This is a genomic window from Ruegeria sp. HKCCD6119, from assembly GCF_013110585.1.
In the GTDB taxonomy this organism is placed as follows: Bacteria; Pseudomonadota; Alphaproteobacteria; order Rhodobacterales; family Rhodobacteraceae; genus Ruegeria.
This window is the reverse complement of sequence record NZ_WVQV01000005.1, coordinates 187,783-207,953: the sequence shown is the minus strand read 5'-3', so window position 1 is coordinate 207,953 and position 20,171 is coordinate 187,783. Positions and strand designations below refer to the sequence as shown.

The following is a 20,171-nucleotide window of genomic DNA, read 5'->3' as shown; positions in this document are numbered from 1 at the left end:
GCCGAGCCTCGCTCACACGGTCATGAAGAGATCTTTGTATCGGTCACGCAGAATGTTCTTTTGAACCTTGCCCATCGTGTTGCGGGGCAGTTCATCCAGAACGATCAGCTTGCGCGGATGCTTGAACCGGGCCAGACCTTCGCGGACCGCGCCCGTTATCGCCTCCGGATCAGGGGTCTGGCCGGGCTCTGCCACGATGACACCAACAACCGTTTCACCGAAATCGGGATGTGGCACGCCGATCACGGCGCTTTCCAGAACACCGGGTTGATCATCGAGAACCATCTCGATCTCTTTTGGGTAAATGTTGTAGCCGCCCGAAATGATCAGATCCTTGTTGCGACCGACGATATGGACGTACCCATCCTCGTCGATGCGGCCCAGATCGCCGGTGATGAAAAAGCCGTTGTCGCGCAGTTCGGCAGCGGTTTTTTCAGGCATCTGCCAATACCCTTTGAAGACGTTGGGCCCGCGCACTTCAATTGTGCCGATCTCGCCCACAGGCAGGGTATTGCCGTCTGAATCACAGATCTTCAGTTCGACCCCGGGCAGCGGGTGCCCGACCGTTCCGGCGCGCCGCTCGCCGTCATATGGGTTTGACGTGTTCATGTTGGTTTCAGTCATGCCATAGCGTTCAAGGATGCGATGACCCGTTCGTTCTTCGAACTGCACATGGGTTTCCGCCCGCAGCGGTGCCGATCCGGAAACGAAAAGGCGCATATGGGTGGCCAGTTCCCTGGTAAAACGCGGGTCGTCCAACAGGCGCGTATAGAAGGTTGGGACGCCCATCATCGACGTGGCACTGGGCAATTTGTCGATGATCTGGTCCAGATCGAATTTCGGCAGCCAGATCATGCATCCACCTGCGGCCAGCATGATATTGGTCGCGACGAACAGCCCGTGCGTGTGAAAGATCGGCAGGGCATGCAGCAGCACATCCTGCGAGGTGAAGCGCCATTCCTTGACCAGTGTCCGTGCGTTCGACAGCAGATTGTTCTGGGTCAGCATGGCGCCCTTGGACCGGCCTGTGGTTCCCGACGTGTAAAGGAACGCTGCCAGATCCTCGCCATCGCGGGCGACGGTTTCGAAACGTGTCGGCATGGTCGCGGCCAAATCTGTCAGAGACCCGGTGCCATCCGCGTTCAGCGTCTCAACCCGGGCGCCCAGCTGCGCGCCGACAGGGGTGAGTTTTCCTTCTCTTTCGGTGTCGCAGATAATCAGCGAGGCCCCGCTGTTTTCGATGAAATAGGTCAATTCATCGACCGTGTAGGCGGTATTCAGCGGCAGGAACACCAGACCGGCCTGGGCGCAGGCAGCATAAAGCGCCAGCGCCTCGGGGGTTTTTTCAACCTGCGCCGCAACGCGGTCACCGGGATTCAGGCCCAGATGCGTGGCCACATGCGCAATCTGCGCCGCTTTGCCGAGGAAATCCTGGTGAGAGATCGTTGTCCCGTCCAGCAACTGCAAAAAAGGTGTGCCTTTGCCGGCGTGGATGCCGAACAGGCCTTCATACAGAGGGTTAGCCATCAGGTTTACCTTTCTTGAGATATGAAAAGAGAGGTGGATGCAGCGAGGAAATTGATCTCGAACGAGGCGATCATCTCATGGGTCGTGGCGAATTGGTCTTGGTACTGGGCAACACGGGTCATTTCATACAGGCAGTTCACCAAAGTGCCAACGGATGGGGCCGTGATTGCGTTGCCCTGAACAGAATGAACAAAAGCACTGTTACCCAAATGAAACTGTGCAATTGAATCCAGAGGCGTGTGCCTCATTCCCCTGAGGCTCGGCAGTTACACCCGCCGACACCCTGCTGCGCATCGTGCTTTTAGAGTATCGGCGCGTGTCGACTGATTTCCCTATGAGAAGTGTTCTGGCAGCAATGCATCCGGCAGATTCTGATAGCAGACAGGACGCAAGAAACGCCGGATCGACAATGTGCCCACGGATGTGGCTCCGAAATTGGTCGAAGCCGGGTAGGGGCCGCCATGGACCATGCTGTCACATACCTCGACCCCTGTGGGGAAGCCATTGGCCAACACGCGTCCGGCCTTGCGTTCAAGGATCGGCAGCAGGGATCGCGCCATGCCCATGTCGGCCTCGTCCATATGCAGGGTGCAGGTCAGCTGCCCGTGCAATCCGCTCGCGACGTCGTACATTTCGTCGGGTGTCTCGGCGGTCACGATGATGCCCAGCGGGCCGAACACCTCTTCCGCGAGGGACGTGTTGGCCAGCCAGGTTGCGGCGCTTGTTCGATAAAGGAAAGGGGTCGCATTGCGCTGATCGCATGTCGAAGCCAGAACCTCTTGAACGCCAGCGGTTTCAGCAACACGGGTCTGACCGTTGCGATAGGCTTTGGCGATGCCGTCGGTCAGCATGGTCTGCGCTGGAACTGCGGTCAATGCCGCCTGTGTGATCTCGGCGAAACGGTCCGTTGCTTCACCTGCCGGCATCACGACGACGCCCGGGTTGGTGCAGAACTGACCAGCGCCCATGGTCAGCGAGCCGGCCCAGCCTTTGGCGATATCTTCACACCGGTTTGCCAGTGCCGCATCCAGAATGAACATGGGGTTGACCGATCCAAGCTCACCAAAAAACGGAATCGGTTCGGGGCGCGCGGCGCACAGGTCGAACAGGGCGCGGCCGCCCGCAAGCGATCCGGTGAACCCGACCGCCTTGATCAGAGGGTGCTGCACCAAGGCTGAACCCACAGCCGGTCCGCCGTCCTGGATCAAGCTGAAAACGCCGGGATGAATGTTGCAACGGCGGATGGCCGCAAGGATGGCTTCGGCGATGATCTCGCCGGTGCCCGGATGGGCGCCGTGGCCTTTGACGACGACCGGGCAGCCGGCAGCCAGTGCGGCGGCCGTGTCCCCCCCGGCGGTGGAAAATGCCAGCGGGAAATTTGATGCGCCGAACACACCGACCGGGCCGATCGGGCGCTGGATCATTTTCAGATCGGGCCGGGGCAGGGGTGCACGGTTCGGCAACGCGCTGTCGTGGCGCCGGTCCAGATAATCGCCGCTGAGGATATGCGTTGCGAACAGCCTCAGCTGCCCCGACGTGCGGCCCCGTTCACCTTGCAGCCGAGCCTCGGGCAGGCCGGTTTCCTGAGTGCCAATCTCGGTGATTTCATCGGCGCGCGCTTCGATCTCGTCGGCAATGGCGTTCAGAAAGACGGCGCGTTCTTCCCGAGTGGAATAGCCATAGCTCCAAAACGCCTCTTCCGCGGCCTGCGCAGCGGCGTCGACGTCTGAAATTCGACCTTTCGAAAAGTCATGCGATGGCCCATGTGCGGGTTGTGATGCAAAGAAATCGTCACCGGCAAGCCAGTTGCCGGCGATCAGATGTTTGCCATGCGGAGTAAAGGTCATTTGGGCCTCGTATTTCGGGATGTCCAGATTAATGGATAATGTATCCAAAATGACAGGACATGCAAGACCGCCCTAGGGTTCGTCTGTCCCGCGCTTCGAGGCGATCATTTCCAGAAGCTGTTCCTTGGTCCGGCGAATATGCTGCGCCAAGACCTCGCAGGCTTTGTCCACATTGCCTTCCCGGGCTAGCCGCAACAGATCACGATGTTCCTTTTTTGCGGGTTCGCGCTGTTTCATCACGCTCAGGTGCATCCTGACATAGCGATCCGATTGCAGGTTGACGCGGTCCAGCAATTCGTTGGTCAGCTTCCGCTGTGACGCCGCATAAAGCGCCGAGTGATACTGATAGTTCAATATCCCCCACTTGCCGACGTCATTTTCATCATATGACGCTTCCATCTGCTTGAGGATTTCGTCGCAACGCGCAAATTCCCTTGGGCCCATATTCGGGATGGCCCGGCGGAACAGATCGACTTCGATCAGGATGCGAAGATCGAAAATTTCACCGATTTCGTCGAGGGAATGCTTGGTCACCGAGCCGCCGCGATTGTTGGCCCATTGCACCAGACCTTCGGCATTCAGGCGTTTCAGCGCCTCGCGGATCGGCATGCGAGAGACATCATATTCCTCGGCCAGTGCTTCCTGCCGGATCGTTTCACCCTCGGCGAGTTCGCCGCTCAGGATACGTTCACGCAGATCATTTGCGATGACGTCCGGTAGGCTTTGTTTCGTGATCGCGCGTTTTCCTGCCATTTCCAATATCCCGCCACGGTTTTTTGGATACAATTACCCGTAATCACCAACTTTTCCAAGCCGAACTTGGATTTCGACCCATGTTCGAATCCTGTCCGAGATTTGGAAAAAGCCTGAATCTGATGATGAAACCGTAACGAGGACGCGTATCTTCAGACTTCTCCGTTTTTGAAAAACGTGCCTGCTGACATCAAACACCCCAGGTGTCAGACAGGCGATATCCACCGGGCCATGGATCTGCGGGGTCCAACATGTGCTGATGAATTCCGGTGATCCAACCGCGACCGCTGATTTCAGGAACGATCGCCGCGCGGCCACCGACCTGCGCAGTGTCAATGATCCGCCCGGTAAATCGTGATCCGATGATCGAGACAGCCTCGAAGGTCTGGCAGGGTTTCATCACCCCCTTGGCCGCCATCAGGGCCATGCGCGCGGACACTGCGGTGCCCGTCGGCGAACGGTCGACCTTACCCGGCTGGATTGCCACGGCGGACTTGCCGCTCAGACCGGTTTCCGTTTCATTCAACGGGCCGCAAAAGGCGCAGAACGATATATGATCCCAGTCCGGGTTCTCGGGATGCGAGAATCCAAGCTGCTCATTGGCGGCGTTTGTGATCTTTACCCCCAGCCGGGCTATGTCGCGGGCCTCGTGGTCGAGGATTGTGAACCCAAGCGCCTGCGCATCGACGACCACGAAACTGTCGCCGCCATAGGCGGTGTCTACCGTGATCGTGCCCAGTCCGGGTACCTCGAGCGGGACGGACAGCTTGTCGGCGAAGCTGGGCAGGTTCTGGACAAAGATGCGTTGTGCCTTGCCATCGCGGCATTCCGCACGTACCCGGACCAGCCCACCCGGTGCCTCGAGCACCATGTGGGTTTCCGGCTCGTGCATTGGAATGATCCCGCCATCCAGCAACACGGTTGAGACACAGATCGAGTTGGACCCCGACATGGGCGGCGTGTCTTCGGGTTCCATGATGATCCAGGCGGCGTCTGCCTCGGGGTGTTTTGGCGGAACCAGAAGGTTGACATGCCGGAACACACCGCCGCGTGGTTCGTTCAGAACAAAGTTGCGCAGGGTCTGGTCCCGCGCAATGAAGCTTCGCTGTTCCCAGAGAGTGTCGCCCGGCGGTGGGGCGACACCCCCAACGATGACATCTCCAACCTCACCTTCGGCATGGGCCGAGATCACATGTACGGTTTTTCTGCTGCGCATGTTTACCTCAGCTATATTGCGCGACGGGGGCACCCAGCGCATCGAAGATCGGTGTCACGCCCAGACCCGGACGATCTGCTGCGGTCATCCGGCCATTGACACGCTTTGGCGCGCCTTCGGCGATGTCCACGGTACCATAGGAATTAAAATCGGTGGCCGAGAACGTGAACTCGGACGGTGTCGACCGCGCCAGATGAGCGATGGCGGCGGTGGTGATATCGCCCCCCCAGGTGTCTTCGATGGTCATCGGGATACCATGCGCGACGCACAGATCGCGCATCAGCCTTGCTTTGCTCAAACCTCCTACCTTGGAGATTTTCAGGTTGATCACGTCCATGGCGTCTTCGGCTATGCCGCGGACCAATGTGTTGGGCGTGTCGATGACCTCATCCATCACGAAGGGCAGCGCGGTGCGCCGGCGGATCGACACGCATTCCTCATAGGTCAAACAGGGTTGTTCCACATAGACATCCATGCCCGCGATGGCGCCTACGACACGCGCGGCCTCGTGCCGGGTCCAGCCAGTGTTGGCATCCGCCACCAGCAGGTCGGTCTTTTTTAGAACCGCGCGGGTGGCGTGAATGCGGTCGATGTCGTCATTGGCGTCGCCGCCCACTTTCAGTTGAAACTTCGTATAGCCTTCGGCCGCATAACCTTCGATCTTTTGCGCCATGATTTCCGGTGCTTCCTGGCTGATCGCGCGATACAGCACCACGTCCTGTTGCGCGTCGCCGCCCAACAGGGTGTAAAGGGGTTGCCCGGTCGCCTTGCCCAGCAGATCCCAGCAGGCAATATCAACAGGCGCCTTGGCATAAGGGTGGCCACGCAGGGCTGCATCCATGGTGCGATTGATCTGGCCGATATTCAGCGGATCCTGCCCGATCAGATGTGGCGACAATTCCGCCAGCCCGGCCCTGACGCCCAGGGCAAAGGACGGAAGATAAGCCGATCCCAGCGGGCAGCATTCGGCATACCCCTTGAGACCTTCATCCGTGATGATCTCGAGAACGGTGCTGTCGAAGACCTCGACATAGTTGCCATTGGACCAGCTGTAGCGGCCTTCCTTCAGCGGCAGATCCACCTGATATACGTTCAGTGCAGTGATTTTCATAAGGTGTTCTCCTGATCAGAAGCGTGTGGATGCGAAAGGCTTCATGTCGAGCGCGGGCTTTGTGTCCGTGACCAGATCCGCGACCAGTTCCGCCGTGCCTGCGGATTGCGTCAGACCCAGATGGCCATGTCCGAAGGCGTAAAATACCTGTGGCGCACGCGCCGAGCGGTCGATCAGCGGCAAACTGTCGGGCAGTGACGGCCGAAAGCCCATCCATTGCGTGCCGCCTTCCAAGTTCAGGCCAGGCATGAAGTGCCCGGCCTTTGCCAGAAGCGCGTCGGCGCGTTTGTAATTGGGTGGCAGTTCCAGCCCGCCCAACTCGACCGCGCCACCGATACGCACGCCGCCGTTGATCCGCGTCACCACAAAGCCGTGGCCACCGAATGTTAGATGGGTGCGCAGATCAAAGGCCCCTTGGGGCAGGGTCGTGTTGTACCCGCGCTCGGTTTCCAGAGGGATGCGATCGCCCAGGGTTTTCGCCAAGTGATGAGACCACGCCCCGGCAGCCACGGTCACCTGTCTTGCATCAATTTCACCGATCGAAGTCGTCAGGCGAACGCCCGCATCCATGGGCGTGAGCGCGCTGATTGTCGCGATTTCGACCTGACCGCCACGGGCGGTGAACCGGGTGGCCAAATGTCTTGTCCAGCTGGCCGGATCGACCGTGTTCATCCAGGTGGGCGTAAAACCCGCATGGGTAAATCGTCGGTCAAGCCCGGGCTGGATTTCCGCAATCGCGTCGGGGCTGTCCAGCAGGTCAAAGGGGATGCCGTGATCCTTGCGCCTGTCCCATGTGGGCAGACTGGCGCGGAATTCACCTTCACCCTCGAACACCTGCAACTGGCCGTCGCGTTGCATCAGCGCTTGGCCGTCGACATCCGCGATCTGGCGTTCCAGCGCCGTGCGGCTGTGATCCATCAAAGCAGCCTGCGCAGACAAGGCCGCAGCATAGCGATCCTGCCAACTGGCCCGCCAGAACCGCAGCATCCACGGCGCGATGTTCAAAGCGTAGGAGGGTGGAATTGAAAGCGGACCCAGCGGATCAAACAGCCATTTCGGAGCCTTGCGCATGATCCCGGGGGTGGCCAATGGCACGATGTCGGTAAAGGCAAAGGCTCCGGCGTTGCCCTTTGACGCCCCGGCTGCAACGCCTTCGCGATCCAGCACCAGCACGCGCCGGCCGCGTTTTTGCAATTCAAGTGCGGTGCTGATGCCGATGATACCGGCACCGATCACAACGATATCCGTCGGGTTGTCTTGCAGCATGGCCAGATTTTCTCAAACTGTGGCTCGGTTCCGGGGGCTGGATTGCGCCAGTCCCCGATAATTTTGTCAAAGAAGGATCCCACCGCGAAACGGATCGTTCTGCGCGAAAATCAATGTGGCCTCGGCCATGATATGCGCCTGCCCGGTCAGGGTCGGAATGACGCCGCCGATGGGACCGGGCTGATAGCTCAGCCGGTAAGAGCTGCCGATCACGCTTTCCTGCACGATCTCTTGCCCCGGAACCAGAACCCCATCCGCCGCCAGACAGGCCAGACGCGCCGAACTGCCGGTCCCGCACGGGGATCGGTCATATTGATCGTCCGGGCACAGGACGAAATTCCTGCTGTGAACGTCTTTGTCCGGGGATTTGTCCTGCAAGATCACGTGGTCCACCGGTTCCCCGTTCTCGCCACGCACGTTCTGGTCGATGCAGGCTTTGCGAATTGCAATGGTCAGATCGGTGAGGGCACGGATGTTGCCGGGCGTCACGTCCATCGGGCTGGGATCGACAATGAAGAACCAGTTGCCACCATAGGCCAGATCGCCGGTCACTTTTCCATGGCCTTCGACGTCAACCGACACCGAAGCCTTGACCCGGCGGCTTTCGATATTGGTGACGCGCACCGTATTGGCGTCCAACAGGTCAACCGAGATGACGCCGGCCGGCGTTTCGACCCTGTGCGTCCCAAGACCGATCCGGCCCAGATGGGCCAGAGTGACCCCAAGGCCGATGGTGCCATGACCGCACATGCCCAGAACGGCGTCGGCATCGAAATAGATCACGCCGGTTTCGCAGCCGGACGTTTCCGGGGCGACCAGAAGCGCCCCGACCATGCCGGGTTGACCGCGTGGTTCCAGAAGGACCGATTTGTAGAAAGCCTTGTGCTCGGTGGCCAGGCGTTGCGCGCGCTTGGCCAGCGGGCCCGACCCCAGATCGGGGCCGCCGTTCAGGATGACCCGCGTGGGCATGCCTCCGGTATGGCTGTCGATCACATGCATTCAGCGATGACCCCGCCCTGGCTGGACCAGTCGGCAAACCAGGTGCGGAACAGTTTGTATTGCTGTTCGCAATAGTTGCGCTGGGCATCCGTCAGCTCGTCGGTTTCGTTGAAGTGCAAGCGGTATTCCTCTTCACCGTTCAAGACCAGCAGGTGCTTGTAGTACAGCACCAGATCGGTGCCTTCGTCAAAGCTGGCCAGCACGCCAAAGGCTTCTTCAAGCTCGCGCGCGCGCAGGCGCGCTTCGGCGTGGCCCGCCGCCGCTTTCTGACACAGGGCGGCCAGCAGCAATGCTTCTTTGGGCAGGGCGGTGCCGATACCTGTAATCGAGCCCGTGGCGCCGCAGTTGACGAAGCCATGATAAACCTCGGTGTCCACGCCCACCATCAGCGTGACCTGATCATCTTTCGAGGTGATGTGTTCCGCGGCGTAGCGCAGGTCGCCTTTGCCTCCGAATTCCTTGAACCCGACAAGGTTCGGATGATCTGCACGCAATTCCAGGAACAAATCAGCGCGGGTGGCGAAGCCGTAGACGGGGCTGTTGTATATGATGGCCGGGATATCCGGCGCGGCTGACAGGATTGCCTTGAAGTGGTTGCGCTGTGCCGGGATGGACGATCCGCGCGACAGCACACGTGGGATGACCATAAGCCCTGCCGCGCCGACCTTTTGCGCATGTGCAGCTAGCGCCACGGCAGATTTCGAGTTTATCGCACCAGTGCCGACGACGACAGGAAGGCCGGCGTCGATCAGGCGTTCGACACCTTGCATACGTTCGGCATCCGACAGCAACGGCCAGTCGCCCATCGAACCGCAATACACCACGGCCGACATGCCGGCCTCGATCATTTCCTTGCCCTTTTTCACCAGGGCATCGAAGTCCGGGGTCCGGTCGGCTTTGCACGGGGTCATCAGGGCTGGCATGGTGCCGGTGAAGATATTCTTGGACATGAAGGTGATCTTCCTCGTTGTTTCTGGGGGCCAGTGCACTCAGCGCACGTTGGCCAGGAATTTACGGGTGTGTTCGGATTGCGCAGCACCGAATATCTGCCCGGGCGGGCCGATCTCTTCCATCACGCCCTGATGGAAGAAAGCAACCCGGTCCGACACATCGCGTGCGAAACCCATCTCGTGCGTGACACAGATCATGGTCATCCCTTCTTCGGCCAAAAGGCGCATCGTGTCGAGAACCTCGCCCACCAGTTCGGGATCCAACGCTGACGTCGCCTCATCAAAAAGCATGTATTCCGGCTCCATCGCCAGCGCGCGGGCGATGGCCAGACGCTGTTGCTGGCCACCCGAAAGGGCAGATGGGTAGACGCCCAGCTTTTCGCCCAGGCCAACATGGGTCAGTTGGTGGGCCGCGATATCGCGGGCTTCTGATTTTGACAGTCCTTTGACGATCTTGGGGGCCAGCGCGACGTTTTCCAATGCGGTCAGGTGGGGAAAGCTGTTCCATTGCTGAAACACCATTCCCAGCTTTGTGCGCAGCTTGTTGATATCGGTGCCTTTGGCATGAACATCTGTGCCATCGACCCTGACCGAGCCTTGCTGGATCGGTTCCAGCCCGTTGATGCAATACAGCAGGGTCGATTTGCCGGAGCCCGATGCGCCGATCACCGACAGGACCTCTCCTTTCTGCACATCCAGATCGATGCCCTTCAGCACATGCAGCGCGCCGAAATACTTGTGCAGGTCGCGAATTTCGATCATTGGGCCCACCTTTTTTCAAGAGACGCGGAATAGCGCGAAATCGGATAGCTGAGCGCGAAATAGAACGCGCCCGCGATTGTCAGGATCAGGAAAGGTTCCTGCGTCCGGGTGATCAGGATCTGACTGGCCTTGAGCAGTTCGACATAGCCCAGCACCGAAACCAACGCGCTGTCCTTCATCACTCCCAGTGCGACACCGACCCAGGCCGGGAACACCGCGCGTCCGCCAATCGGGAAGACGACATAGCGCAGATCCTGCCAATAGGTCATGCCCAGACTGCGCGCGGCACGGCGCATCGGCGCACCGACGGCCTCGATCCCTCCGCGTGCGACATTCGCAACCAAAGCGGCCGTGTAGATCGACAGGATCACCACGCCCGAGGCGAAGGGGTCCAGATTGAGCCCGACGATGGGCGCAAAGTTGTAGAACAGCACCAGTTGGATGATCAGCGGGACGGAACGGAAAACATCCAGAAACGGGGCCACTGTCAGGGCTGCGGCCAGCTTGCCCTCGTACAGGATCCACCCGCATACCACGCCAAGAAGCGTTCCGATGGATATCGACAGAACCGAAATCCAGAGTGTCCGCAGGGCAGCTTCGCCCAGGAACCACAGATCATTGATGGTGAAGCCGCTGAAAAAGCTGACAGTGGGTTGCATCCGTGCCTCCTTCAATAGCGGAAAAGCCGGGACGCCAGCAGGCGCGAGGCAAGAAGGATGATTTTGACGATCACGTAATAAATGACCGCGGTGACGGCGAAATATTCAAAGATGCGGAAGGTGCGCGAGGCAAAGAACTGCGTCTCGCCGGACAGCTCGCGGAAACCGACCAGCATGCCCAGCGAGGACATGAGCACGGCCCAGACCATCTGATTGGTGATCGGGTGATATACGATGCGAAACACCTGCGGGATCACCACGCGTGTGTAAGCCTGCCACGCGGTCATGCCCAGAGAACGAGAGGCCCGCAACTGCGTCTCGGGGACGGCCTGGAAACCTCCGCGAAAGTTTTCGGCCAGATAGCCGGCGCAATTGAAGGTCAAACCCGCCAGCACGATGAAGTAAGGCGACAGGTGCAGGCCGAATGCGCCAAGCCCGAAGCCGAAAAAGAACAGCTGAAACAGGGCGGGCGTGTTTCGGGCCAGTTCGACCCAGGCCGACGCGAACCAGTACAGCGGCCCCTTCAGGTGCAGCCGCGTCAGCGCAAGACACAGGCCGATAAGGATACCCAGGATCATCGCCAGAACCGAGACTTGCAAGGTCAGCAGCGATGCCTCAAGCAAGTCCGGCAGGCTTTTCATGACCGGCCGCCAGTGGAAGTTGTAATCGAACACAGGTTTTTTCCGAATTGACCGGCTCTTTCGCCCGGCCGAAACCAGACGAAAGAGCACTGGGGGGTGAAATCAGTACATCACGCCGGGGATGCGCAGCTCGGGTGCTTCACCTCCGACATATTTGCCCCACAGTTCCTGGTACCGGCCCGAGCGCACCTGATGCGTGACAAACAGGTTCAGGAAATTCAGCCAGGTGACGTCCTGTCGTTTGCCCACGACCGAGGTGTAGTCGGTGGTCCAGGGCATACGGGGGCCGGCCAGCACGGTTTCATACTGCTGGGTGATCGGCAGAACGGCGGTGTTGGTGGTGATGCCGATATCGGCCTTGCCCTGCGCGACCGCCAGAAACACCTCGTTTTCCGACTGGTAGCCCTGATAATTGCCTTCCTCACCCCATTCGGCGGCAATCTTCAGCCATTCCTGTTCCGGCACGGTGCCAATCGCGGCGGCGACGCGTTTGCCGCGGATGTCTTCGAAGGTTTCGATCCCGCTGTCCGCGTTCACGACGCCCTGCGCATAGTAGATTGCATAGGGAATGCTGAAGCCCACGGTCCGCGCCCGTTCAAGGCTGTCCGAGGTTGCGCCGAACACGACGTCGGCGCGCCCGGTCACGATGACCGGCAGGCGTTCGGCCCAGGTCAAAGGCAGGATTTCCGCCTCAACTTCAAGCGCTGCGGCCAGATCATTGCAGTAATCCACGTCAAAACCCGCCGGTTCGTTGTTGGCGTCGCGATACCCGATCGGCGGAAAGTCCAGAACAACGCCGCAGCGAAGAGTCCCGCGATCCACGACATCGTCGAGCGTGTCCGCCATCGCAGGACCTGTTGTGAAAGTGGTGAAGGCCGCCAAAGCGACGAGTTTCTTGAGCATGTGATCCTCCCTGAATCAAAGATGCGATCACGAATAAAGGATATTGGATCCAACATCCATAAAAAATTTCCACCGGCAACAGAAACGGGCCCGTACCCGGCTACAGGATGGATCAATTGTTCAAGAAACGCCCTTCGCTGATTGATCGTCTTGGGGGGCAAGCCGATCATCCAATCGTTCAAAACGTTGTGGAGACGCTTTTGGCGCAACATCCAATGAAGGACCGGTCATTCTGATCCGGTCCGCGTTGCGCAGCTTGAACCGGGCCAGGATGGACGAAGACAACCCCAACACGTTCTGGAACCGTCCGCCAGAAGACTGGGTGCCCGAGGTTCACGGAACCGACCTGCACAAATCCGGACAGGTGCCACAATTCGCTGTCAGACAAAGCGCAGGGAGATTTTCCGTTTCCCGATGCTGCCAATGGCGTTCAGTCTGTTCGGATGACGCCGGTTTCCACCCACGTGTCAAATCGCGACAGAACAGCTTGACAGAAAGCCGCGTCGTTGATGTGAACATCCAGCTCGGTCATCGGCACCCGGCCGGGCATGACCTTGCGCGCCTCGTCCACCATTTCGGCCAGAGCCTCTGGATCATGCGCCTCTTCGCCTTCCCTGTCCCAGGCCTCGACACCCTGAACAGGCAAAAAGAAATGCACCGGCCCGGTTGCGGCTTCCAGCCGGTTGGCGAGTTCCCGAATCCAGGCGCGCCGTTCGGCGCCGTTGAAGACCGAGCTTTTGATCAGGCGGTTGTGTTCGTGGAACGGGCGATCGGCATATTGTTCGGGGATGTCCTGCCAACCCGCAAAATCCAATAGATCCAGCGCACCGGGCGCCACCATCTGGGGCGTTCCTACGCGCCCGGCATTGGTGACCCGGTCATCGCCGCTGGATACGACAGAGCCCGCCATCAGGTTGCCAAATTCCTGCATGCAGAAGTCCATCACGCAGGCAAACGCGCCTTCGCCCGCCAGTTTTTCATAGGCCATGCCGCCCATGCCGGTAGAGTGGAACACGGCCACTTCAAAGCCGCGGTCTTCTAGTGCCGGTTTCAGAATTTTCATGTAGCGAAGGCAGGACGAACCAAGGCTGGTCATCCCGATCAGAGGTTTGCTGCGATCGGGGGCGGTCGCCGCCTTGGCTGCGCCCACGACGGCCCCGGCAGCCTGGCTGAGCGACGATTTGCAGATCGAATTCATGCCATACAGGCCGCCGGCCCACAGGATCATCTGAACATCCGGCGCCAACCGGTGCGGAGGGATCAGAGGCGAGAAGCTGACCGTTGACACGATATATTTGGGAACCCCCATCGGCAAAGCCTGTGCACAATCAAGTGCAAGGTCTGTGCCCATGGTCCCGCCCGTGGCCAGCAACCCGTCAAATCGACCTTCTGAATAGGCCTGTGCAACAACTTTTGCGGCCCCTGCGGACATCACGCGAAAGGCTTTGTTCTCGTCTCCTTGCGCGATGACCTGTTCTATTGTCATGCCACCGGCAGCGGCAACGTCGTGTTTCGAGATATCCGTCGGTTCGGACGGATCACCCAGAACCGATACATCCATGGTCAGCACGTCAGCGCCCTGCGCTCTGACCGCCTTTTCGATGAACCGCATTTCGGGCTCTTTCGTATCATACGTACCAATCAGCAGGATTGTCTTTTCGGCCATCGGTGCCTCCTGTCTAGATGTGCTGTTGAAGGTATTGGGACATCAACGCCCGGGCGGTTTCAATGAACCGCTCATTGCGTAAGCCCGATCCATCTTCGTTCAGTCGGGATGCAACCCATCCCACATAGGTTACGGCGCGCAGTGCCATGAACAGGTCGAGTTGTTGGGTACAGATCGTTCGTTCAGATCGATACCCCGCCAGCAAAGCACCGCGCAGCCAGATGAAATCAGGTTCGTGCAGGTTCTTGAGAAGCGTCGTTGCGATATCAAACAGGCGAAAACCGAACCCGGCATCGTCGAAGTCAATCAGCCACAGTTTGTCACCGTCAACCATGACGTTTTCGCGGACAAGATCGGCGTGGATCAGCCCGTAATCCAACTGATTTTCCACGCGCCGAAGGTCACGATCTGCGATATCCCGAAACGCCAGGAAAAGGGCCCGGTCCGTTTTTCCAAGCGTTGGGTTTTCCCAGAAACGACCCCAGACAGGGGCGGCTCCAAGCAGCCCGCTGCGATCCCATGACCAACGCACGAAGCCCTGAGGGGGTGCCCATTGGTCGCTGATGTGGTGCAGCCGTGCCATTTCCCGGCCAATTGAACAAAAGACGCCTGTCCGGTCCTGATGCGTCAAAGCCTTTTCGGTCGCACCCAGAGGGCGGCCCGGCAGCCAGTCGAGCATGTCGACCTGAATGTCGTCCACCAGATGCAGATAGCGCCCATCCGCGGCCGCGACGGGCGTTGGAACCCGGACCCCGTTTTTGCCGAGAACGGCCATCCACTGTAGCTCTGACCGGAGTTCGGCATCCGTTCGCAAGCCCTTGCGATGCAGTCTCAGGGCATAGGCGGTCTGGCCTGCCTGAACGCGATAGACACGGTTTTCCCGAGCCGCCACGAGAGACGCCTGGCCATCAGCCAGCCCCCAAAGGGACAGCGCATGTTCCACGATCTGCTTCATGCGACCCGTGGCGTTTCCGCCAACACGTCGTCCAGTGTGTCGAAAAGAAGATCCGCGTTTTCGACAGAGAATGGCATGGGCGGGCGAATTTTCAGAGTATTCTTGTGACGCCCAAGCTTGGAGTGAATGATCCCGCGCTGGCGCATGGCGTTGATGATACGGTCAGTGAATTCACCGGCGGGTTCCTTGCTGTCGTGATCAAGGACCATTTCAGCCCCGAATATCAGCCCCGAGCCGCGTATGTCTCCGATGACGTCATACTTTTCTTTCAAAATGTTCAGCCGTTTTCGCGCGTGGTCGCCAACGGATCTGGCATGTGCGACCAGGCTATGGTCTTCGATCTCTTCCAAAACCGCCATCGCGGCAGCACAGGAAACAGGGTTTCCGCCAAACGTGTTGAAGTACCGATATCCCTTGCGGAATGCCGAAATGATCTCGGAACCTGTGACCACGCCGCCCACCGGATGGCCGTTGGCCATGGGTTTGCCCAAGGTCATGACATCCGGCACAACGCCCAACTTCTGATGCGCCCACATGTGGGTGCCGGTTCGGCCAAAGCCTGATTGCACCTCGTCGCAGATCAACAGGCCCCCGGCCTGGCGCACGACCTTGGCCGTGGGTGCCAGCCAACCGTCCGGTTTGTCGGGAAACCCCTCGTTCAGGAAATAAGGGCAGAGGATCAATGCGGCAAAACCGATGCCGGCCTTTTCGTGTTCCGCAATCTGTTCCGCCACCGCATCGGCGAATTTTGACCCGTCCGGGTCGGGATGGCGATAGCTGTCGGGCGCGCTGACAAAGCGGAAGTACCGGCCCAGACCGAAGCCGACTGTCGGAATGTTCGATCTGCTCAACTGGCTGACCAGCGCGGTATTGCCGTGATAGGTGGCGTCGGTGCCAATGATCCCTCGTTTTCCGGTCATCGCCTCGGCCATTCGCAGAGCAATGTCATTTGCCTCGGAGCCGGTACAGGTGAGGATGGCCGAATCCAGGGATTCGTCCATCGTTCCGGTCAGTTTTTCCACATAGTCCAGAATCCCGTCATGCAGATACCGGGTGTGCGTGTTGAGTGTGCGCGCCTGACGACAGATCGCCTCGACCACGCGCGGGTTGCAATGCCCCACATGAGGCACGTTGTTGTAGCAATCCAGATATTTGCGCCCGTCCGCATCCCACAGCCAGACACCTTCCCCTTTCACGAAATGAACGGGCTCGTCATAGAAGGTCGACACATTGGGGCCCAGCAACCGGGCCCTGCGTTCAATGAGTTCCGCAGATTTCGCTGAAAGGGTCATGCGGGCGGCCTTTTCTCAGAGTTTTATCCATGCGGTTTTCAGATCGAAGTATTTCTCGATCGCGTGCAGCGATTTGTCGTGCCCGTTTCCGGATTGGCGAACGCCGCCCAGCGGAACGGTCAGGTCGGCACCGCCATATGTATTGACATGCACAACGCCGGCGCGAATGCCGGCCACCATGCGATGCGCGCGGCCGAGGTTCGAGGTCCAGACACCACCGGCCAGCCCATAAACGGTGGCATTGGCAAGGCGCAGCGCTTCGTCTTCGTCCGCAAAGGGTGTGACGGCCAGAACAGGGCCAAAGACCTCATTTTGGAACAGGGTGTCGGTCTCTTTCACGTTGGCCATTACGGTCGGCGCCATGTAATAGCCTCCGGTCTTTGTCAGAATGCGGTTTCCGCCGGTACGGCGCTCGGCGCCTTCGGCCTCGGCCTTGGTGACGAAATCCAGATTGGCCTGAAGCTCTGGCAGGCTGTGGACCGCACCGATCTGGCTGTTCAGATCCAGCGGGTCGCCGACGCGAAAGCCTTCGGCGTGGCGGCTGATCTCGGCGACGAAGTCCTCGTAGATCTCTCGCTGGACCAACAGGCGCGATCCGGCGACGCAGACCTGACCAGAGTTGCGGAAGATGCCCGCCGCGGAAACCTTGGCCGCTTCGGCCAGATCAGGGGCGTCGGCAAAAACGATGTTCGGGGATTTTCCGCCCAGTTCAAGATAGCAGCGTTTCAGGTTCGACCGCGCCGAATACTCCAGCAGCCGCCGCCCGGTTGTACCCGACCCGGTAAACACCATGATGTCAACATCCATCGACAGGGCCAGCGCCTCACCCACGACCGAGCCACGCCCGGTCACGACGTTGAACACCCCATCGGGCACTCCGGCTTCCGCGGCAAGCTCGGCAATCTTGAGCAGGCTGAGTGAGGCGCTTTCGGCAGGTTTCAGCACGATGGAATTGCCGGCGGCCAGTGCCGGTGCAATTTTCCAGCTGCCGATCATCAGTGGGAAGTTCCAGGGCACGATGGCCCCGACAACCCCGGCCGGAGCGTGATGCACAAGACCCAGGACGTCACCGCTTGTCGGGGCGATTTGTCCGTAGATCTTGTCGATCGCCTCGGCATAATACCGGAAAGTGGCAGCCGCCGAGAGCGTCTCGGCCTTGTAGGCCATGGTGATTTCGGTTCCGTTGTCGCGCACGCCCAGCACGGCCAGTTCAAGCGCGCGTGCTTCAATCAGGTCGGCCAGCTTCAGAAGCACTTTCTTGCGGCCGGCAGGGGCCATGCGCGACCATCGCCCGTCCTCGAAAGCACAGCGTGCCGCGCGCACGGCCATGTCGACATCGGCCGGTGTGCCTTCGGCGATCAGCGCCAGAGGTTGGCCGTTGATCGGAGACAGAACCTGATGCCGGGCCCCGGTTTCGCCATCCTGACTGCGGCCGTTTATGAAATGCCCGCGCGGAGCAATGTCCTGCGCGCGCAGCGCATCAATCGAGGATTGGTCCATGGGGTTATCCTTGCTGAGTTGAGTCTTCGTCGAGAACCGGCTGCGGTCTGATACGTTCCTTGTGTTCCTTGATCAGCGAGCGAACGTGCAGCAGAAGGATCCCGAGGATCATGATGAAAAGCATTGCGGCAATCGGTCGGTCGATGAAATCAAATGGCGACTTCACCCGCGCCATGGCGCTGCGCAGTTTGACTTCCATGATCCCGCCCAGAACCATGCCCAGAATGATCGGAACAATGGGCAGGTTCAGGCGCTTCAGGATCAGCCCGAACACGCCGAACCCGGCGGCAATAGCGCAGTCCGTGACTGAGTTGCGCAGGCTGAATACCCCGACAAAGGACAGCGTCAGGATCATGATCCCCAGAAAGCGCGTCGGGATCTGAATGATCTTCAGCAGCAGGTTGGTCGAGAACAAAAGAAAGACCAGAACAATCACGTTGAGCAGGATCAGCGACATGTACAGCGCCATGACAAAATCCATCTGGTCGGCAAAAAGCTGCGGTCCGGGGATCACGTTGTGAACGTAGAAGACGGACAGCATCATCGCGGTCAGCGCCTCGCCCGGAATACCCAGCGCCAGCAGTGGAATCATCGCGGCCCCGGGAACGGCATTGTTGGCCGCCTCGGACGCCACCAGACCTTCGGGTGATCCATCGCCGAATTTGTCCGGTTCCTCAGAGGTTTTCTGTGCGTATGTGTATGACAGGAACTGTGATGTGAATTCGCCTGTGCCCGGTATCATGCCCATGAGCACACCCAGCGATGACGAAACCGTCGCGATGCGTTTCAGGCCCAGCAGCTCTTTGAGGCCCGCGAAGATGCTGCCGCGCACATGGGCTTCGCCCGGCGCGTGTTCTTTGTCGACCAGCAACAGCAGCGCCTGACTGATGGCGAACAGCCCAAGAACCACCACGATCAGATCGACACCTGACGAAAGCCAGGTTTGGTCAAAGGTGAAACGTTTGGTGTATTTGACGGGTTCCAGACCGACGGTGCTGAGGAAGATGCCGAAGAACGCCAGCATCGCGGCCGAGAAGGTTTGCCCTCGATGGGCCAGGATCACCAGAAGGATGCCCATGAGTGCGGCCAGAAAAATCTCGCGGCTGCCGAAATGCGGGGCAACCCAGGCCAATACGGGCGACAGGATGATCAGACAGAGGATCGAGAAGATGCCGCCAAAAAACGACGCTGAATAGGCCAGCGACAGGGCCCGGTGGCCCTCGCCGCGCTTGGTCATGGGATAGCCGTCATAGGTGGTCAGTGCGTTGACGGCCGTACCGGGCGTGTTGATCAGGATGGCGGGGATTGCGCCGCCATACATGGACGACCCGTAGATGCCCAACAGAAGGGTCAGGCCGACGATGGGCTCGAACGCGAAGGTGGCGGGCAGCAGGATGGCAATTGCGACAGCGGCGCCGACGCCGGGCAACGCGCCGATGATGACCCCGCCCACCGATCCGATGATCAGTGCCACGACGACCTGCCACTGTGCCAGAATTGCAAAGCCGGAAATCAGATTGTCCATCTTGGCCTCACAAGTAGGTCAGCGCAAAGGCGCGCAGTCCGTCGGGCAGATATTCGTATATCCGACCGGCAGGAATGTTCACCTGAAGCAACGCGCGGAAAACGACTGCCACGACCGCGCCGAAGCCAAGTGCAACGCAAAAAGCCCCGGGCAATCGAAACCCCAATCGTATCGTCAGCAGGGCTGCAAAAAGCATGGTCGATGTCAGGTATCCAAGCCACGGAACCGCCACGACATAGATCAGGAAGTAGGCAACGTATTCGAGGGACATCAACCAGAACGTCACCTCTCGCAACCGTCCGGGAATGCGTGGGGACAGGAAGGAGCCCAGCAAGTGGAGGCCGCTGAACAAAACCATGCCCCAGATCGCGATCTTGGGCCAAAGGGCGGGCTGGGCAAACCACTTGGTTCGTTTGACGGCCTGAGTCTCAGCGCCGATCTGGCTGAGAAGGAACAGGGAGAAGCCGAAGAAAAGGAAGGCAAAGACAATATCGCCAGGACGTCGATACCGTCGGAACATGTCTTGCAGCGTCTTTGCTATCATCTTGGCCTCCTGTTTGAATCAAACAGACCCGGCGTTGTTCGATCTGGCCGGGCCT

At 59.5% G+C, this 20,171-nt stretch carries 18 protein-coding genes; all 18 read right to left on the bottom strand.

Annotated elements, in window-relative coordinates; all coding sequences use genetic code 11:
* Positions 1–12: 12 nt before the first annotated feature.
* On the bottom strand, positions 13–1,527 hold the full coding sequence (locus GS611_RS13845) for a malonyl-CoA synthase (RefSeq protein ID WP_171636568.1): 1,515 nt from the start codon (positions 1,525–1,527) through the stop codon (positions 13–15).
* A gap of 332 nt (positions 1,528–1,859) precedes the next feature.
* On the bottom strand, positions 1,860–3,374 hold the full coding sequence (locus tag GS611_RS13840; RefSeq protein WP_171636566.1) for an aldehyde dehydrogenase (NADP(+)): 1,515 nt from the start codon (positions 3,372–3,374) through the stop codon (positions 1,860–1,862).
* A 72-nt stretch (positions 3,375–3,446) separates the two neighbouring features.
* The gene (locus tag GS611_RS13835; RefSeq protein WP_171636564.1) at positions 3,447–4,127 is read right to left on the bottom strand and encodes a GntR family transcriptional regulator; all 681 of its coding nucleotides are present in this window, start codon (positions 4,125–4,127) and stop codon (positions 3,447–3,449) included.
* 190 nt (positions 4,128–4,317) lie between these two features.
* Positions 4,318–5,343 carry a proline racemase family protein gene (locus GS611_RS13830; protein WP_171636562.1) on the bottom strand — a complete coding sequence of 342 codons (1,026 nt, stop codon included), beginning with the start codon at positions 5,341–5,343 and terminating at the stop codon, positions 4,318–4,320.
* Between the two features lie 7 nt (positions 5,344–5,350).
* Positions 5,351–6,454: a cis-3-hydroxy-L-proline dehydratase gene (locus tag GS611_RS13825; protein ID WP_171636560.1), complete on the bottom strand. Its 1,104-nt coding sequence runs from the start codon at positions 6,452–6,454 to the stop codon at positions 5,351–5,353.
* Positions 6,455–6,469: 15 nt separating this feature from the next.
* Entirely contained in the window at positions 6,470–7,720 is a 1,251-nt protein-coding gene (locus GS611_RS13820) for an FAD-binding oxidoreductase (protein ID WP_171636558.1), read from the bottom strand.
* A 66-nt stretch (positions 7,721–7,786) separates the two neighbouring features.
* Positions 7,787–8,719 carry a proline racemase family protein gene (locus GS611_RS13815; protein ID WP_171636556.1) on the bottom strand — a complete coding sequence of 311 codons (933 nt, stop codon included), beginning with the start codon at positions 8,717–8,719 and terminating at the stop codon, positions 7,787–7,789.
* Positions 8,710–9,669 (bottom strand): dihydrodipicolinate synthase family protein, encoded by a 960-nt coding sequence (locus tag GS611_RS13810; protein WP_171118193.1) that lies wholly within the window; start codon positions 9,667–9,669, stop codon positions 8,710–8,712. The genes GS611_RS13815 and GS611_RS13810 overlap by 10 nt, the downstream gene beginning before the upstream one ends.
* Positions 9,670–9,708: 39 nt before the next feature.
* Positions 9,709–10,431, bottom strand: a complete 723-nt coding sequence (locus GS611_RS13805) for an amino acid ABC transporter ATP-binding protein (protein WP_171636554.1) — start codon at positions 10,429–10,431, stop codon at positions 9,709–9,711.
* Entirely contained in the window at positions 10,428–11,090 is a 663-nt protein-coding gene (locus GS611_RS13800; RefSeq protein WP_171636552.1) for an amino acid ABC transporter permease, read from the bottom strand. Before GS611_RS13800 ends, GS611_RS13805 begins: the two co-directional genes overlap by 4 nt.
* Before the next feature lie 11 nt (positions 11,091–11,101).
* Entirely contained in the window at positions 11,102–11,764 is a 663-nt protein-coding gene (locus GS611_RS13795; RefSeq protein WP_171636550.1) for an ABC transporter permease subunit, read from the bottom strand.
* Between the two features lie 69 nt (positions 11,765–11,833).
* The gene (locus GS611_RS13790) at positions 11,834–12,634 is read right to left on the bottom strand and encodes a transporter substrate-binding domain-containing protein (RefSeq protein ID WP_171636548.1); all 801 of its coding nucleotides are present in this window, start codon (positions 12,632–12,634) and stop codon (positions 11,834–11,836) included.
* A 430-nt stretch (positions 12,635–13,064) separates the two neighbouring features.
* Positions 13,065–14,300: a Tm-1-like ATP-binding domain-containing protein gene (locus GS611_RS13785; protein WP_171636546.1), complete on the bottom strand. Its 1,236-nt coding sequence runs from the start codon at positions 14,298–14,300 to the stop codon at positions 13,065–13,067.
* 13 nt (positions 14,301–14,313) lie between these two features.
* Positions 14,314–15,255: a phosphotransferase enzyme family protein gene (locus tag GS611_RS13780; protein ID WP_171636544.1), complete on the bottom strand. Its 942-nt coding sequence runs from the start codon at positions 15,253–15,255 to the stop codon at positions 14,314–14,316.
* Positions 15,252–16,547, bottom strand: a complete 1,296-nt coding sequence (locus GS611_RS13775; protein WP_171636542.1) for an aspartate aminotransferase family protein — start codon at positions 16,545–16,547, stop codon at positions 15,252–15,254. The genes GS611_RS13780 and GS611_RS13775 overlap by 4 nt, the downstream gene beginning before the upstream one ends.
* A gap of 15 nt (positions 16,548–16,562) precedes the next feature.
* Entirely contained in the window at positions 16,563–18,047 is a 1,485-nt protein-coding gene (locus GS611_RS13770; RefSeq protein WP_171636540.1) for an aldehyde dehydrogenase, read from the bottom strand.
* Positions 18,048–18,051: 4 nt separating this feature from the next.
* Positions 18,052–19,572: a tripartite tricarboxylate transporter permease gene (locus tag GS611_RS13765; RefSeq protein WP_171636538.1), complete on the bottom strand. Its 1,521-nt coding sequence runs from the start codon at positions 19,570–19,572 to the stop codon at positions 18,052–18,054.
* Between the two features lie 7 nt (positions 19,573–19,579).
* Positions 19,580–20,116 (bottom strand): tripartite tricarboxylate transporter TctB family protein, encoded by a 537-nt coding sequence (locus tag GS611_RS13760; protein ID WP_171636536.1) that lies wholly within the window; start codon positions 20,114–20,116, stop codon positions 19,580–19,582.
* Positions 20,117–20,171 lie beyond the last annotated feature (55 nt).